Below are 16695 nucleotides of genomic sequence, written 5' to 3' on the forward strand. Positions count from 1 at the left end.
CTATTTCCCCGCCGCCTGAAGCAGCCGATCAAAACATTTTTCGATATAGGCTGTCCTTTTCTGGCTATACATGACCGGGGCCAGCAGGTCCGCGTCCGGGGCAACGACCCCCTCGGCCACGGCCAGCTTGGCCAGGGCGGTGTGGGGCTCGACCCGCAGGCTGTTGAACTCGAAATGGGCCCGCCGGCCCATCTGCAGCCGGGCCCGGACCACGAAGCCGGCCATGGCCAGAAAGGCGAAAAGCGTCTGCCCGGGCGGGTTTTTAAAGAAATTGTAGCTGACCTCGAACGAGCCCATGTCCCGGACCAGCCGGTAGGCGGCTTTGATCTCGGCCACGCTGGTGGCCTTGCCAAGGCGTTTGAGGGCCCGGTCGCCAAAGGCGTCCGGCGAAAAGATGACCGTGTCGCAGCCGGCCCGGCGGGCCAGGGCAAGAAACTCCCGGTCGAGCCCCCGCTCGGTGAACCAGGCCGACCAGGAGAGGGTGAGCTTCCGGTCGACCATGGCCTGCATGACGGCCATGGCCTGGTCGCGCGGGAAGTTGAAGACCGAATCCAGGAAGGTGAACCGGGTGAGGCCGAAGTCCTCCTGGAGCCGCCACAGCTCGTCGGCCACCCGGGCCGGGTCCTTTTTGCGGTAGGCCTTGCCGTTTAAAAAGCCGTAGGGGCAGTACACGCAGGCAAGGGCGCAGCCCCGCTTGGTCTCGACGCCGATCCCCCAGGGGACCGTGGCGTAGGGTGCAAGCGGCAGCACGGAAAAGTCCGGGGACGGCAGATCGGCCAGGGGGCTGGCCGGGGCGGGGCCGGTGAAACGGACCGCGCCGTTTTCCCGGTAGTGGAGGGAGGGCACGCCGGCCACGTCCGCAGCCGGCCCGGCCGTCTGCTCCGGTCCGTCCGGTCCGTGTGGCCCGTCCGGCCGGTCTGGCCGCAGGGGCCCGGCGGACCCGTCTGGACGATCGGACCCGGCCGGCCGGGCCAGGGCGGCGGCCAGGGCGGCAAAGGTCCGTTCGCCTTCCAGGGCCACGCCGTAGTCGATGGCCGGAAAGTCGGCCATGATCCGGTCCGCGAACATGGAAAACCCGGACCCGCCGACCACGAGGGGGCCGGCGAATTCCCGGCGGACGGTCTCCACCACCCGGGCGAAGGGGGAGAGGTAGGAGACGTTGACCCGGGTGTTGGTGGAGTCGATGTTGCGCAGCGACACCCCGACCAAATCCGGGGAAAATTCCCGCACCCGGGCCGCCAGCCCGGCCAGGGGCTCGGCCGCCACGTTGGGATCGAAGCAGGAGACGTCATGGCCCGGGAGGCTCGCGGCCAGGCAGGCCAGGCCGACCGGGTAGACCGGCGGGCCGTCGCCGCCGAGCCAGGATTGGACGAGGAGGATTTTCACGGCCGCCCCAGAATCCGCTTGACCAGCCGCCAGGCCGGGCCCGAAGCGGCAAAGGCCGGCCGCCAGACCGGAGAGAAGACCCGGGAGCCGAGAACGGCCACCACCGGGCCGGAAGCCAGGAAGGCCAGGAGCCGGGACGGAAACCAGCCGTCCTTGGCCAGGAGCGTCAGGAAATTGAGATAGTCCGGCACGCGCATGGTGTAGCTCTTGGCGTAGACCTGCCGCCGCTCGTCGGTAAGGAGCCCGTCGGCCGCGGCCATGGCCGCGAGCTTGGTGCCGGGATAGAGGACCAGGGAAAAGAGCTGGAGCCGGAAGGGCTTGGGAATGCGGCTGATAAAGCGCACCGTTTCCAGCCGGTCGGCCGGCACCTCGTAGGGCGTGTCCAGGATGATGTCGTAGCTTGGGGGCAGCATGCGGTCCTTGTAGCTGTTGATGACGGCCATGGCGGCCAGGATCTTGTCGTTGCCCATGGACTGGCGGCCGAAAAGGGCCTGAATGCGGGCCGAGCCGCTCTGCACGCCCATTTGCAGGTAGATCATGCCGGCGTCAACCAGGGCGTCCATTTTTTCCGGCGTGATGGTGGCCGGACTGCCGAGGCAGGTGAAGGGGAGGCCGATGCGCTCCTTGTACTGCCGGCAGAACTCCCGGATGGTGGCCAGCGGCCGGGCGAAAAAGGCGTCGTCGGAGATCCAGACGTAGCCGATAAACGGCATCCGCCGCACCGCGTCCTCGAGCTCGGCGATGACGTGTTCCACGCTGCGCCAGCGCAGGTAGCCCTTGGCGCCGTACAGGGCCTTGACCGCGTCGTTGACGCAGTAGGTGCAGCGGTGCGGACAGCCCCGGTCGGTCATGGTCTGGTAGCCGACCCGGCCGAGCACCCGGGACAGGGTGCCCCGGGCCAGGAATTTCCGGGTCCGGTCCGGGGTCAGGGGCACGATGCGGTCCCCGCCGTCCCATATATGGTGGTCCTGGTGGGACCAGTCCGGCGGCGGCAGGGCGTCGAGGTCGCGGGCAAGCGGCCGGACCGGATTGGCGGCCACGGTGCCGTCGGGCCGGCGGGTCTGGATGTTCGCAATGGCGTCCACGGGCTTTCCGGCGGCCAGGGCCCGGCAGACGTCGAGGATGGCCTCCTCGCCGTCGCCCACGCAGACCATGTCGGCCGTCTCCAGACATTCGGCCGGCCGGATGGTCGGATGGATGCCGCCCCACAGGACCGGGACATCGAGCCGGGCCTTGACGGCCCGGGTGATCTGGACGGCGTTGTCCACATAATTGGTCATGAGCGACACGCCGACCAGGTCCGCGTCGGCGCACAAGGCCAGCAGGTCGTCCAGGACCGCCGGCGGATACCGCTCGGGCAGCTCGCGCAGGGCGTCGCCCAGGGGATCGGGCAGAAAGACCAGCCGCGTGTCCACGCCGCTGGCCCGGAGGGAGGCGGAGATGCCCCGCACGCCAAAGGCCGTGATATCCGGATAGGGAGAGACGAGGACGACGCGCATGGGCAGGGCTTCCTTTGGGCTCGGCTTTCCTGACTGTGACAGAGATGCCGGCCCAAAGGGGCTCTTGTCAAGACGCGGGGGCGAGTTGGGGGACGGACGGGCCTAGCCGGCGGCCTCTTTGATTTTGGCGTCCAGGGCCTCGGTCAGGGCGGAAAACCCCTCCTGGGCCAGGACCACCAGGATGTCGCCCTTGGCCAGGTAGCGGGCCAGGGAGAAATGGGCCCGCACGTACAGGGTCACGGTGCTGCAGGCCTCGGCCACGCCGAGGAGCGGGGCCAGGCTCTTGCCGGTCGAGAGCGGCTGGTAGTCCACGTGCAGGCCGAGCATGGTGCCCATGGCCCCGAGCACGCCGACCAGGACCACGTTGCCGACCTCGCGCAAGGTGTCCACCCGCATCTGCTCCGAGGCTTCGAGGATGCCCATGGCCTCGGTCAGGCCCGTGACCAGGGCGGCGGCGTCGCCGTGGGAAAAGGCCAGGGCGGTCATGCCGCGCATGGCCCCGGAAAAGGGCAGGAACACGCCCTCGCACACGGCCGGGCACCGGTCCGAGGCGGCGGCCGTCAGGCTCGGCCGGCTCATGACCCGGATTTCCGGGGCGAAAAGGACCACGTGGCTGGCGCACATGCGGTTGAGCGCCTCGGCCGCCCGGCCGAGGCCGATGTTGATGCACTCGCCGAGGAGATCCATGCGGGACTCAAGGCTGATGGCTGGCACGGCCGTCCTCCCGGGATTTGCCATGGGCCTTCACATACGCATAAAGCGTGGGCTTGGAAATCCCCATCAGGCGGCACAGTTCGGCCACCGGATACCGGCCTTCGGCGTACAGCCGGGCGCACAGCTCCCGTTTCGCCAAGTCCAGGGCCGGCGGCCGGCCGCCCCGCCGGCCCCGGGCCCTGGCCGCGGCCAGGCCGGCCATGGTCCGTTCGCGGACCAGCCCCCGCTCGAATTCGGCCAGGGCGCCAAAAAGGTGGAAGGTCAGCCGGCCGGCCGGGGTCCCGGTGTCGATGTGCTCGGTGAGACTCACGAACCCGACCTGCCGGGCTTCCAGCTCCCCGACAAAACCGATCAGGTGCCCAAGCGACCGGCCGAGCCGGTCGAGCCGCCAGACGATCAGCGTGTCCCCGGCCCGCAGGAGATCCACGGCCCGGTCGAGCCCCGGCCGGTCGGCGGCCGCGCCCGTGACCGCGTCCTCGAAAATTCGCTCGCACCCGGCGGCGGCCAAGGCGTCGCGCTGCAGGGACAGGTTCTGGTCCAGGGTGGACACCCGGGCATAGCCGATCTTCATGGGCCGACCGTAAAGAAATCCGTTCCCCGGGGGAATAGGTTTCCTTTGATTTCCTGACCGGGTTTCCTGCCCGGCCCGGCCGCCACAGCCGGGCCGGGGGCCGGGGCGGCCGCTTCGGGCAGGAAAACGGTCGTTTTCCTGCCGCCGGACCCGGTCCAAACGGCGGCCGCCTCCTCTTCCGGCCCGGTCACTGGCCGGGCCGGCCGGCCGGGGAGCGTTCCCAGATCGTCTCCAGCGCCTTTTCCAGGTCCCGGGCCAGCCGCCGGCCGTCCAGGAGCGGCGAGCGCCGCATGGTCTCGCGCAGGCTGTGCCGTATGGCCCGGAGCGCGGCCGGGTCCGAGGCGAGGGCCACCGCCTTACCTATGTAGTCGGCCTTGTCCGTGGCGGCCCAGGCCGTGGCGTCGAGGGACGACAGGACGCTCAGGCCCACCCGGCTGTGGTGCTGTTCCCCGATCAGCGTCACCACCGGCACGCCCATCCACAGGGCTTCGCAGGTGGTGGTGGTGCCGTGGTAGGGGAAGGTGTCCAGGGCGATGTCGATGGTGCCGTACTGGGAGAGGTGCTCCTGGCGCGTGGGCGAGCCCGGGAGCAGGGCCAGGCGGTCCATGGGCAGGCCGGCCCTGGCGCAGCGTTCGGCCAGGGCGGCCCGGCAGCCGGGGTCGCTTAAGGCGATGTCCTTTATCCGCAACGTGGCCCGGGGCAGGGCGGCCAGAATCTCTTTCCACAAGGCCAGCGTCGTGTCGGACAGCTTGGCCAGCTTGTTGAACGAACCGAAGGTGACGGCGCCCGTGCCGCCCATCGGCGGCTCGGCCACGTCCGGGGCGCCGGCCGGCGGGCAGTAGCACAGGAACGGGGCGGGCAGGTATTCCAGGCGCTCGGTATAGGCCTCTTGCGTTTGGCCGGGCGGGTCGGCCAGTTCGTCGGTCAGGCGCACGTCCATGTGGCGCAGGCCGGTGGTGGCCGGATAGCCGAGGTAGGTCACCTGGACCGGGGCCGGGCGTTGGGCGAAAAGCGGCAGCCGGTTGCCGGAGGTGTGGCCGCCGAGGTCGATCAGGATGTCGATGCCGTCCTCCCGGACGCATGCGGCCGCCTGGGCGTCGGACAGGGCGGCGATGTCGCGCCACTGGTCGGCCAGGGACTTAAGCCGTTCGGTCATGTCGTCGTTGCCGGGGAAGGCGTGGTAGGCGTGGACCTGGAACCGCTCCCGGTCGTGGTGGCGCCACAGCTCCTGCAGGAAATAGGCGACGGAGTGGCGTTTGAAGTCCGAGGAGACGTAGCCGATGCGGAGCTTTCCGTCCCTCGACCGCCGGGCCGGGGCGGCGGCCGGCTTCTCGAAACGCTCTCCGAACGAGAAGTGCAGCCGGGTCAGCTCCTCCTGGCCGAGGGTGTCGCAGTGGAGCGCCGTCAGCAGGATGTTGCTCAAGGTGTGGGGATTGTCCGGGCCGAGCGCGTCGGCCGTTTGGAGCGCGGCCAGCGCTTCGGTCGGCCGGCCCAGGATGTTTTGCACCACGCCCAGGTTGCCGTGCACGTCCGGCCGGTGCGCATCGAGGCCCAGGCACTGCCGGTAGAGGGCTTCGGCCGCGCCGAAGCGGCCGTTCTCCTGGGCCAGGACGCCGAGGTTGTAGACGGCCGTGGCAAAGCCGGGATGGATGGCCAGGGCCCGGCGGTAGCACAGTTCGGCGGTCACGGCGTCGCCCCGGGCCCGGTGCACGTTGCCGAGGTTCAGGCAGGCGTCGGGCAGGGGCGCGCCGGTCAAGACGGCCCGTTCCCCCTCGACCCAGGCCTCCTCGATCCGGCCGAGCCGCAGCAGCGCGGCGCAGAGCTGGGTGCGGGGCCACGGGTTTTGCGGCGCAAGGTGCGCGGCCTGGCGCAGCCAGGCCACGGCCGCCTCGGTCTCGCCGGCCTCGTAGCAGTACCGGCCGAGCGTGGCCCGCACCGCGTCGTCTTGCGGAAAGCGGGCCGCCGCCGCCTCGGCCACGGCCCGGGCCTCGTCCCGGCGGGCCAGGGCCCACAGCGCCTCGGCTCTTTTGAGGGCCACCCGGCCGTCGCGCTGTTCCCCGGCCGGGCAGTCGTCCAGCACGGCCAGGGCCTGCCCGGCCTGCCCCTGTTCCAGAAGGATCTGGGCCAGGGAGACCGTGGCAAAGGGCTGGCCGGGCGCGGCGGCCAGGGCGCGCCGGTAGGCCTCGGCCGCCTCGTCGCGCCGGCCGGCCTGATGGCGGGCCGTGCCCAGGGCGAGCAGCATGGGCACGTGGCCGGGCTGGCGCGTGAGCACGCGCGTGGCGTCCTTGGCGGCCTCGTCGCACCGGCCCAGGGCGAGGAGGCTTTGCACCCGGCCTTCCCAGGCTTCGAGCAGCCCTTTCTCCAGGGCGACCGCCTTGGAAAAGGCTCCCTCGGCCGGCCCCGGCTGGCGCAGGGCCTCGTGGACGCGGCCGGCGGCCAGCCAGGCCCGGGCATCGCGCGGGTTTTGGGCCACCAGCGCCTTGGCCGCGGCGGCGGCCTGGGGAAAAAGTCCCTGTTGCAACAGGGCGTAGACCGGTTGGTATTTGTTCTTCATGGCGGATGGTGTGGCCGCGAGGCGGGTTGCAAGGATGCGCGGCCCGGGGAAGGCGTGGGCCGCGTGTGCAGCCCATGCCACAAAACCCGGGGATGGAGAACCGGCAAATGCCCGGCCCGCCTGGGCCGGATTTTGCAACCCCGCCGCAACCCGCGTGGTTGCCGGGTTTTGCCCGGGCCGGCTCTTTTTTCTGCCGCAATGCCGACCGTTGCAGTCGTATTCCATCAAAACAAACAATTTCAACATGTTGTCATGAATTCTTGCCAGCAGTCCGGGCCCCCGGCCGGGGGGGCGGGCCGGAATCCCCGAGGGCCTATGGAAATTTTTGTTGACGAAAGGCCGTGTGTTGTTGCTAAGCAATAGGACGCACTCTTGGTCTGCGCCCGGGGAGGCTGGGCAGGGACCTTTTATACTTGCCAAAACGGTTGTCCCGGTGTAATTTTTTGTATGGATTTTTGCTGAAAACAGGGACAGTGTCCTCCTGGCTTCCGGTTGCGGGCCGTTTCGGCCGGCGCGTCGGGGGTGCTGGAAGCCGGGAATCAAGCTTGGTCGCGGCATAACGACAGAGCGAAAACCAGAGTCGAATGCATTACGTAAATTTTCTTCCCAATGGCTTGGCATACATTCCGTGCCGCCCCGGTCAAGGACCGGGCGGGCGGTTTGCCGCGCCCTGGGGAGGTTTGCAATTTCAGTCGAGCCTCGTTTCCGATGACGCTTTGGGGGAGCAACCAAGGGGGCTTTGGACGAATCGGCTGAAACCGTCAATTTTGATGGGTGGCCCTGTGTCAGTCGAGTGTATCGATTCAACTTCGAGGAGGACTTCTCATGGCTAGCAGTTGGTTTGACGATTCCTATTACCTGTCCGCCAAAGCGGCGTACAACAATGCCCACGCCATTAACGGCCTCACCACCTGGACCGTCACCAGCGTCCAGGCGTCCCTGAACGCCGCCGGCATGACCGCCGAGCAGCACTATTCGCAGTACGGCTGGACCGAAGGTCTGAGCCCCAACGCCTATTACGTCGAAAGCCAGTACGTCACCTCCAAGGTGGCCGCGCTGAACGCCGCTGCCGTCAACGGCAAGACCGACTGGACCTCTGCCGATTTCTACGCCTCCCTGAACGGCGCCAACCCGTTCATGCACTACGTGCAGTACGGCGCCTACGAGGACGGCGTCGAGCCCAGCACCGGTTTTGACGACGACACCTACTATGCCGACAAGGCCATCTACAACAACGCCAATGCCGTCGGCGGCATCACCACCTGGACCGCTGATACCGTGAAGGCCGCCTTCCAGGCCAACGGCCTGACGCCCATCGGTCACTACGAGTTGTACGGCGCGACCGAGGCCTTTTACACTCCGACCCCGAATCCCGTGACTGGGCAGACCTTTACGCTGACGACTGGTGTGGATATCATGACTGGTGCCAGCGCGGGCAATAACGTGTTCAACGGAGTTGTCGATACTGCTGCGAACGGCGGCACGTTGACCCCGGGTGACACTTTGAGCGGCGGAAGCAGTCTTAATAATACGGCAAACTTTGTCATTACGACTGCTGGAAAATGGACGGCCGCTGCTACTCTTGACGGCATTCAAACCATCAATTTCCGCAACACTGTTGCGGGCGGCGATACCCTCGATACATCCAATATCACGGGTGCAACGGCATTTTATACTTCAAGCTCGATTGGCGACTTGAAGCTTGATAGCATTCAGTCGGATGCCACCTTGGGTGTTAAAAACACAACCAAAACTCTTACGGCCAACTTCAAGGATGGTACGGTCACGGCTGGCGAAACCGTTTCCCTTGATTTGAGTGCTGCTGGAACGAAAGTTGGATCTACAATAACGCGTTCTAAAATTACTGTCGGTCACGATGCCGCCGCTGGCACTGCGACAGACCTCACCCTTGGCATTAATGCTACTAATGCCAACTACATCACGTATGATGATGGGGCCAACTCCACGGGCACATTCAAGACCTTGACGGTGACGGGCCAAGGCTCTGTGGATATTGCTCCGAACGGCACGGAATTTGACAACCTCACGTCCGTGAATGCTTCGAAGAATACTGGCGGATTGACTATCGGTCTTGGCGCTAATGCCAAGGACCTCACAATCGTTGGCGGATCGGGGAATGATTCCTTCGATCTGACTGGTGGCACGTTTAACGGAACTGATTCTGTGGATGGTGGCACCGGGACAGATACCTTGTCGATCAAGCTCGGTGATGCCGCTGCCTTTACCAAAGCAGCCCCCGTGACCAGCATTGAAACGCTGGGTCTGAAGTTGGGTGGTGCGCTTGCAGCAAATACGGCGGTGAATGCCAGTTACTTTGGTATTTCGAACATAAAAATCCTCGATGCCTTTACTGGGGCCGGTGCCGGCATGGATACGCTGACTCTCAACAATCTGACGGATGGTACGAACGTAACGTTTGACGCGTCGTCCGCTGCGGCAGGCACAATTGTTGTAGACGTTACAGGAGCGGTTGCCGGCACTTCCAATTCGGCGACACTGACCTTTGGCAAGGGTGTGGACTACAACACCAGTGCTGTAAATGTTTCTGCTACCGGTGTTGAGACAGTGACTCTGGCCACCAGCACGACCGCTGGTGCGGGTGCAGAGTTGAGTGCCCTTACTGACGCCGCGCTGACCACGTTGAACATTACAGGATCTGATGGTATTACGGTTGCTACAGCATTCGGTGCATCCAATGCTGTCACGACTGTCAATGCTTCTGGCGTCGTCAAAGATTCCACCGGAACTGTTGGTGGTGTTTCGATTACCATGACTGGTAATACGAAAGCTGTGACTTTCACTGGTGGCCAGGGAGCCGACACTTACGTCGCTTCGGCCAAGGGTGATACTGTCACGGGCGGAGAGGGTGCTGATATCATCACGCTTGCTGCTGGTAATGACATCCTGGTTTACAATGCCGCAAATGAATCTACCGCGACAGCAAAAGACGTCGTGGGTTCCTTCGTTACGACGGCAGATGTCATTCAATTCAACTCGTCTCTCCTCGTGGGAACTGCAAGCTGGAATGGTGCCGCAGCGTTCACAGCGACCGGCCACACGCAATTGAATATGTCCGGAGCTGACCTGCAGATCGACTACAATGGTGACACTGTCATCGACTCCGTGATCACTTTGACAGGTGTAACCTCCGCAACGTTTGGTTCTTCGAACTTTACGTTTGCCTAGGTAAGACACTGGTAAAAAGGCCGCTCCTTCGGGGGCGGCCTTTTTTATGGATGGTGATAACGATAAATTGTCTGTAAGCAGTAGTATCTATAAGTTCTCAAAAAGATTATTTTGAATACAATAACGACATATCCCTCTGGGGATTACTTTTTCATATAAGACAAACATTTTTTAATCAGGAGATCCTGATGCAAGACTGGACCGCTGGCTATGTGGCTGATATTGGTTATACTTACGGCTATTATACGGAACTGAACCCCTTACGGGTAAAATTGGCGTTTCTGAACGCCGGTCTACGATTTCCGGAAACAGGGACGGCTTGTGAGTTGGGCTTCGGTCAGGGGCTGAGCGTCAATATCCACGCGACAGCCGCCGTCACGCAGTGGCACGGCACGGACTTCAATCCTTCCCAAGCCGGGTTTGCCCGGGAATTGGCGACGGCCTCCGGCGGCGGGGCCAGACTCTATGACGACGCCTTTGCCGATTTCGCCACGAAACCCGATCTGCCCGACTTCGACTTCATCGGCGTGCACGGCATCTGGAGCTGGATTTCCGACGCCAACCGGGCGGTCATCGTGGACTTCGTGCGCCGCAAGCTCAAGGTCGGCGGGGTGCTCTACATCAGCTACAACACCCTGCCCGGCTGGGCGGCCTTCGCGCCCATGCGTCACCTCATGACCGAGCACGCCACCATGATGGGTTGCCAGGGCCAGGGCATCGTTCCCCGCATCGAGGGAGCCCTGGACTTTTGCGACAAGCTGCTGGCCGTGGAGCCGCTCTTCGCCAAGGCCAACCCGCAGATTGGCGAGCGCTTCAAGAAGCTCGCCGAACAGAACCGCCACTATCTGGCCCACGAGTATTTCAACCGCGACTGGGAGCCCATGCACTTCCGGACCATGGCCGAGTGGCTCTCGCCGGCCAAGCTCGACTACGCCTGCTCGGCCCACTACCTGGACCACGTCGACGCCCTGAACCTGACGGCCGCCCAGCAGGCCTTTTTGCAAGGCATCCCGGACCGGCTCTTTCGCGAATCCGTGCGCGACTTCATGGTCAACCAGCAGTTCCGCCGCGACTACTGGGTCAAGGGCGCACGGCGATTGAACGCGCTTGAACAGGCGGAAACGCTGCGCCAGCAACGCGTGGTACTGTTGACCCACCGGGCCGACGTCTCCCTTAAGGTTGCCGGGGCCTTGGGCGAAGCAAGCTTGAACGAGACGATCTATGCGCCGATCCTCGACGCCCTGGCCGACCACAAACCTAAAACCATCGGGCAGATCGAACAGGCCGTCGCCGGCAAGGACCTGAATTTCGCGCAATTGATGCAGGCCGTCATGGTCCTCGCCGGTTCGGGCCAGATCGCGGCGGCCCAGGACGAGGCCACGATCGGCAAGGCCAGAAAACAGACCGACAAGCTCAACGCCCACCTGATGCAGAAATCCCGGGGAAGCACCGACGTCAGCTATCTGGCCAGCCCCGTGACCGGCGGTGGGACAGGCGTCAATCGCTTCAAGCAACTGTTCCTGCTGGCCAAGGCCAGCGGCAGGAAGACGCCAGAGGACTGGGCCGGCACCGTCTGGCAGCTCCTTTCCGCCCATAACCAGCGGCTCATCAAGGACGGCGCCACCCTGGAGTCCCCGGAGGACAATCTCGCGGAATTGACCGCCCAGGCCAGGGAATTCGCCGCAAAAGAGCTTCCCATCCTCCACGCCCTCGGCATAGCCTGAGCCCCTGCCGTCGCGCCACGGACGACGGAACGTTCCAACGGAGGCAATGACGCCATGCGAAGACTGCACATCCTGTTCTTGTCGGTCGGGCTCCTGGTCGCGGCCATGACCCCGCCCGGGGCCCTGGCCGCGGACATCGTCGGCCAGTACACCCTGGACGGCGCCAATCCCGGCGGCCAGGGCCGGTACGCCGGCACGGCCCTGGTCCAGAAAAAGGGCGACACCTATGTCGTCGGCTGGAAGATCGGCAACCAGGAACTGGCCGGCACCGGCATCCTCGAAGGCAATTCCTTTGCCGTGGTCTACATCCCCCGCGACGCCAAGGGCGCCCCGGGCCTGGTGCTCTACACCCTCCTGCCGGGCGGCATGCTGACCGGCAAATTCACCAACCTGGGCGGCACAACCCTCGGCACCGAAACCTGGACGCCGGCGTCCAAGTGAGGCCGTCTCGCCCCAAGCCCCCCCGGCGGGCGTGAAGCCGACACCCGGGCCCTTTGCCGCGTCCCTGCAAAAGGCCCGGCACCTGGCCCAAACCGGCCGGGCGGACATCTGTCTGGCCCTGTGCCAGGACCTGGCCGCGCGCCACGGCGACGATCCCGAAGCCCTGCTCGCGGTCGGGGCGCTCCTCCTGTCCCAGGGATTCCTGGCCCGGGCCAGGGACTGCTTCGAGGCCGGCGGGAAGCTTGCGCCCCACGACCACCGCTTCGGCGTCAACCTGGCCAACGTGGACCGGGAGGCCGGGGACCACGCCGCCTGCCGCCGGCGCTACGCGGCCCTGGAACGCCTGCTGCCCGACAACCCGGTTCTGCGCCGCAACGCGCTGGTCAGCCTCGAATACGACCCCACGGCCACGGACGCCGAACGGCTGGCCAAGGCCCGCCAGTGGGGCGCCTGGGCCATGGCCCGCGCCGGGGGAACGCCCGACCGCCCTCCCCTGTCCGCCCTGTCTGGCCGGCCGCTGCGCGTCGGCTATGTCTCGGCCGATTTCTGCCAACACCCGGTCGGGCTCTTCGTCCAGGACGTGCTGGCCGCCCACGACCCCGGCCGCGTGGTCGTCCACACCTACGACGCCGGCAGCCACCGCGACGACGTGACCGAGCGCATCCGCCGCGTGTCGGTCTGGCGCGACGTGGCCGGGCTTGCCGACGCCGCCCTGGCCGGGCGCATACGGGCCGACGGCATCGACGTGCTGGTCGACCTCTCCGGCCACACGGCCGGCTCGCGCCTGACCGCCTTCGCCCTGCGCCCGGCCCCGGTGCTGGCAAGCTGGCTCGGCTACTTCGCCACCACCGGCCTGCCCGTCCTGGACGCCGTCCTCCTCGATCCCTGGCACGCCCCGCCCGGCACCGAAGCGTGGTTCACGGAAACCGTCGTGCGCCTGCCCCGCTCCCGGTTCTGCTACCGGCCGGTCCCCTTCGCCCCGGACGTGGCGCCGCCGCCGTGCCTGGACCGGGGCCACGTGACCTACGGCTGCTGCAACAACACGGCCAAGCTCAATCCCCAGGTGTTCGCCCTGTGGGCGGAAATCCTGCGCCGGGTGCCGGACGCAAGGCTCGTCCTCAAGTGGCGCACCTTCCGCGACGACGCCCTGCGCCAGCGCGTGCGCCAGACCTTCGCCGGCCTGGGCGTGGACCCCGGACGCCTGGACCTGCGCGGCCCGTCCTTCCACGCGGACCTGCTCCAGGAATACGCCGACATCGACATCGCCCTGGACCCCTTCCCCTTCAGCGGCGGCCACACCAGCTGCGAATGCCTGTGGATGGGCGTCCCCGTCGTCACCTGGCCCGGCTCGCGCCTGGTCTCGCGCCAGACGCTGGCCTTTCTCGCCAACCTCGACCGCCCCGACTGGCTCGGGCAGTGGGTGGCGGACAATCCGGCCGATTACGTCACCAAAGCCTGCGCCCTGGGCGCAAAACAGCACCAAATTGGTACAATCCGACACCAGCTGCGACCGGCCATGCAGGCCGCGCCCCTCACCGACGCCGCCCGATTTACGCGGGATCTGGAAGCGGCCCTTATCAACCTCTACCAAACCACCCGCGCAAAACAGCACCACCCCATGCCACCAAAACACACCGCCCTGCACATCGGAACCGACCCCCTGCCCAAAACCCTGCAAACCGAAGACTGGAAGGAAGTCCCGGCCGCCTCCCTGGCCAACCTCCCCGCCCTGCCCGACGCCAGCCTGGACGCCGTCCACTGCGCCCACCAACTCCAGTACCTGCCCCCCCACGAAGTGCCAGGGATGCTTGCCCAAATAGCCCGCGTCCTGCGCCCCCAAGGCTTCGCCGTCCTCACCTGCCCCGACCTCGAAGCCGTGGCCCAGGCCGTGGTGGAAGGCAAACTGCTGACCCCGGTCTACAACGCCGCCGCCGGCCCCATCACCCCGCTGGACCTCCTCTACGGCTACCGCCCCGCCCTGGCCGCCGGCCAAGCCCACCTCGCCCACCGCTGCGGCTTCACCCTGCCCGTCCTGACCCAGATCCTGCGCCAATCCGGCTTCGCCACGGTCGGCGGCCTGCGCCGCCCGGCCGGCCTGGATCTCTGGGTCCTGGCCAGCAAGGCCACGCGCGAGGAAGCCCCCTTCCGGCAGATGGTCCAGGCCCTTCTGGCAGGCTAGCCGTCACTTGACGCCGGGAGGCCGCAACCGGCATAGATGTCGGGTCTTTCCTGCCGTAAAGATTCAAAAGACCGTGTGCCGCGTCCAAAAAGGCGCACCAGCGGAAAGGGGTTTCCATGCGTCCTTTTTACAAAACGCTTCTGTGTGTGGGAGCCATGATCCTGCTGGTCATGGCCTTTTTTTTCCCCCTCCTGCGCGGCATGACCTTTTCCACTGTCGCCGGCTACCAGAACGAGGTCTATCCCTGGGCAGCCACGCCCAACGAAATGCATTTCACCCCGCAGTCAGACCAGGCGGAGCTGAGCTACCCGTGGCAGTCCTTTATCCACAATTCGCTAGCCAAAGGCGACCTGCCGCTGTGGAATCCTTACAGCTTTCTGGGAGAACCCTTTTTCAGCAACGGCTCGTCCGGCCTTTTCTATCCGCCGCGCCTGATCGTCTCGGCCTTGGGACTCTCACCGAGCCTGGCCCATGACGTGTTGTCGGTCTTCAACATCCTTGCCGCAGGGCTCTTCATGTTCCTCTTCATGCGGGCCCTGCGGTGCCGCCGGATCGGGGCGCTTCTGGCCGCGATCGCGTGGATGCTTGGCAGTTTCAACCTGGCCTGGCTGCATCTGGAAGTTTCCTCGCCGCTCACCATGTTCCTGCCGCTCGATTGCCTGTGCGTGCTGCGGGCCACGCGCCTGCGGCGATGGCAGGACTATTTCCTGGCCTGGGCCGTTCTCGGCCTGACCCTGGCCAGCGGCCATCTGCCGTTTCTCGGCATCGTCTTTGGCACGGCCGCCGCCTACGGCGCGGCCCTGGAGCTGGGCCATCTGGTGTCGGCCTGGCGCGGCAAGCGGCCGCGTTCCCACCCGCTTTGGCGGATGGGGTCGTTTTCGGTCCTGCCTCCCCTGCTGGCGGCGGTCGTCCTGGTGCCGACCCTCTGGTCCATCCACAGCTCGGTCAGGGGCAGTTACACCTACGAGACGGTCCACGAATCCCTGCGTGTGGCTCCGTTCGCCTTTTTGCATTCGTTTTGGCCGGCCTGGGGACCGGTGACCGAAAAAACCATGCACGAGATGGCCTTCGTCGGCACGCTCCTCCCGCTTTTGGCCCTCATCGGGCTTTTGCGGCGCAGACCCGGCCGGCTTTTTTTCGGAACCCTGGCCGTGGTCGTCCCCCTGCTCCTGCTCGACACCTTCCTCCTGCGCCTGGTCTTTACGGTCTTTCCCTGGATCGGCATCGTCCACAACCTGGGGCGGCTCTTTTTCCTGTGGAACTTCGCCCTGGCCGGGCTGGCCGGCATCGGCCTCGGCAACCTGATCGCCTGGGGCCGATACCGGCTCCGGCACAAGCGGCTCGCGCCCCACTGGAAACGGCGGCTGGTCTGGCTGCCGCTTGGGGTGGTGCTCTTCACGGCGGCCCAGCTCGTGGCCTATGGCTACAAAATCAATCCGACCTTCCACCCCCGCACAAGCGCGTTCCTTTTCCCGGCCACGCCGCTTGTGGCCGCGCTCCGGGGCTTGGACCCAAGCGACCGCATCGTGCCCCTGAGTCCCACCGCCCCGGACGGCACCTGGATGAAGCCCCTGTTCAACGCCGCCACCACCATGGTCTGGTCCATCCCGAGCGCCGGCGGCTACGACAGCGTCATCCCCGGCCGGACCTACCGGCTGCTCGAGATCGTGCGCGGCCGGTCCCTGGAGGAGATGCTGCAAACGGCCAGGGGCGAAACGATCATGGCCGGCTTCAACCCCAAACGGGTGCGGTTCGACCTGCTGCCCCGGCTGGGAATCAGCTATCTGGCCGGCGTACCCCAACTTGGCGAGAAGCAATACTGGCCGGACGGCGGGGCTCCGCCCCTGGAACTCACCTCCGTGTACGACGGCCCGGACGGCATGGTCTGGCGCGTGGCCGGCGTCCAGGCCGGCCCCCGGATCGCCGCCAGGGCCCTGGTGGTGGACGGACCGGACGCCGCCCTGGCCGCCGTGGCCGGGCCGGCCGGGCAGGCGGCCGGATCGGTCATCCTGGAGCGAAAGGACGTCGAGGACGGCCCGTCCGCGCCGGCTGGATCGGACGGGCCGGCGGAGGCGGACGCGGGGGCCCGGATTTCCGTGCGCCACCGCACCAACAACGCCCTTGTCGTGGAGGCGAACTCGCCGGGCGCGGCCTTTCTGGTCGTGCCCGAATCGTGGGATGCCGGCTGGTCGGCCAGGGTCAACGGCCAATCGACGCCGGTGCTCCACGCCGACTACGCCTTTCGCGCCGTCCGCATCCCGGCCGGCGTCTCCGAGGTCGCCTTCACCTACCGCCCAGCCGGGCTGATCGCCGGGGCCCTCCTTACCGTGGCCGGGACGGCCGGGGCGCTGTTCGTGGCCCGACGCCTGGGCAGGAGGCCAGGGCCCAACGCCTGATCCAGGGCGGTCCAGAAGCGGCCG

General features: G+C 66.4%; 10 protein-coding genes. 5 read left to right on the forward strand and 5 right to left on the reverse strand.

All coding sequences use genetic code 11. The annotated features are described in order from the left end of the window. From DFW101_RS18465 to DFW101_RS18485, 5 genes are all read right to left on the reverse strand, one after another. Complete coding sequence (locus DFW101_RS18465; RefSeq protein ID WP_009183040.1) at positions 1–1386, reverse strand: B12-binding domain-containing radical SAM protein; 1386 nt, start codon at positions 1384–1386, stop codon at positions 1–3. Then, positions 1383–2885, reverse strand: a complete 1503-nt coding sequence (locus tag DFW101_RS18470) for a B12-binding domain-containing radical SAM protein (protein ID WP_009183041.1) — start codon at positions 2883–2885, stop codon at positions 1383–1385. The genes DFW101_RS18465 and DFW101_RS18470 overlap by 4 nt, the downstream gene beginning before the upstream one ends. Positions 2886–2987: 102 nt before the next feature. Further along, a complete protein-coding gene (locus tag DFW101_RS18475) occupies positions 2988–3599 on the reverse strand; it encodes a hypothetical protein (RefSeq protein ID WP_009183042.1) in 612 nt (203 codons plus the stop codon). After that, on the reverse strand, positions 3580–4170 hold the full coding sequence (locus DFW101_RS18480) for a recombinase family protein (protein ID WP_009183043.1): 591 nt from the start codon (positions 4168–4170) through the stop codon (positions 3580–3582). Before DFW101_RS18480 ends, DFW101_RS18475 begins: the two co-directional genes overlap by 20 nt. A 187-nt stretch (positions 4171–4357) precedes the next feature. After that, a complete protein-coding gene (locus DFW101_RS18485) occupies positions 4358–6724 on the reverse strand; it encodes a tetratricopeptide repeat protein (RefSeq protein WP_009183044.1) in 2367 nt (788 codons plus the stop codon). A gap of 825 nt (positions 6725–7549) precedes the next feature. Between DFW101_RS18485 and DFW101_RS18490 the strand changes: the two genes are divergently transcribed. The 5 genes from DFW101_RS18490 to DFW101_RS18510 all read left to right on the forward strand — a co-directional run bounded on the left by DFW101_RS18490 (position 7550) and on the right by DFW101_RS18510 (position 16671). After that, on the forward strand, positions 7550–9931 hold the full coding sequence (locus DFW101_RS18490) for a beta strand repeat-containing protein (protein WP_009183045.1): 2382 nt from the start codon (positions 7550–7552) through the stop codon (positions 9929–9931). 188 nt (positions 9932–10119) lie between these two features. Continuing rightward, on the forward strand, positions 10120–11655 hold the full coding sequence (locus DFW101_RS18495) for a class I SAM-dependent methyltransferase (RefSeq protein ID WP_009183046.1): 1536 nt from the start codon (positions 10120–10122) through the stop codon (positions 11653–11655). Positions 11656–11709: 54 nt separating this feature from the next. Beyond that, positions 11710–12096 (forward strand): hypothetical protein, encoded by a 387-nt coding sequence (locus DFW101_RS18500; protein WP_009183047.1) that lies wholly within the window; start codon positions 11710–11712, stop codon positions 12094–12096. Between the two features lie 31 nt (positions 12097–12127). Further along, positions 12128–14275, forward strand: a complete 2148-nt coding sequence (locus DFW101_RS18810) for an O-linked N-acetylglucosamine transferase family protein (RefSeq protein ID WP_009183048.1) — start codon at positions 12128–12130, stop codon at positions 14273–14275. Positions 14276–14391: 116 nt separating this feature from the next. Then, positions 14392–16671, forward strand: coding sequence for a YfhO family protein (locus DFW101_RS18510; RefSeq protein ID WP_009183049.1), 2280 nt, complete (start codon positions 14392–14394; stop codon positions 16669–16671). The last annotated feature ends 24 nt before the right edge of the window (positions 16672–16695 follow it).

It is taken from the genome of Solidesulfovibrio carbinoliphilus subsp. oakridgensis, assembly GCF_000177215.2.
GTDB lineage: Bacteria > Desulfobacterota > Desulfovibrionia > Desulfovibrionales > Desulfovibrionaceae > Solidesulfovibrio > Solidesulfovibrio carbinoliphilus.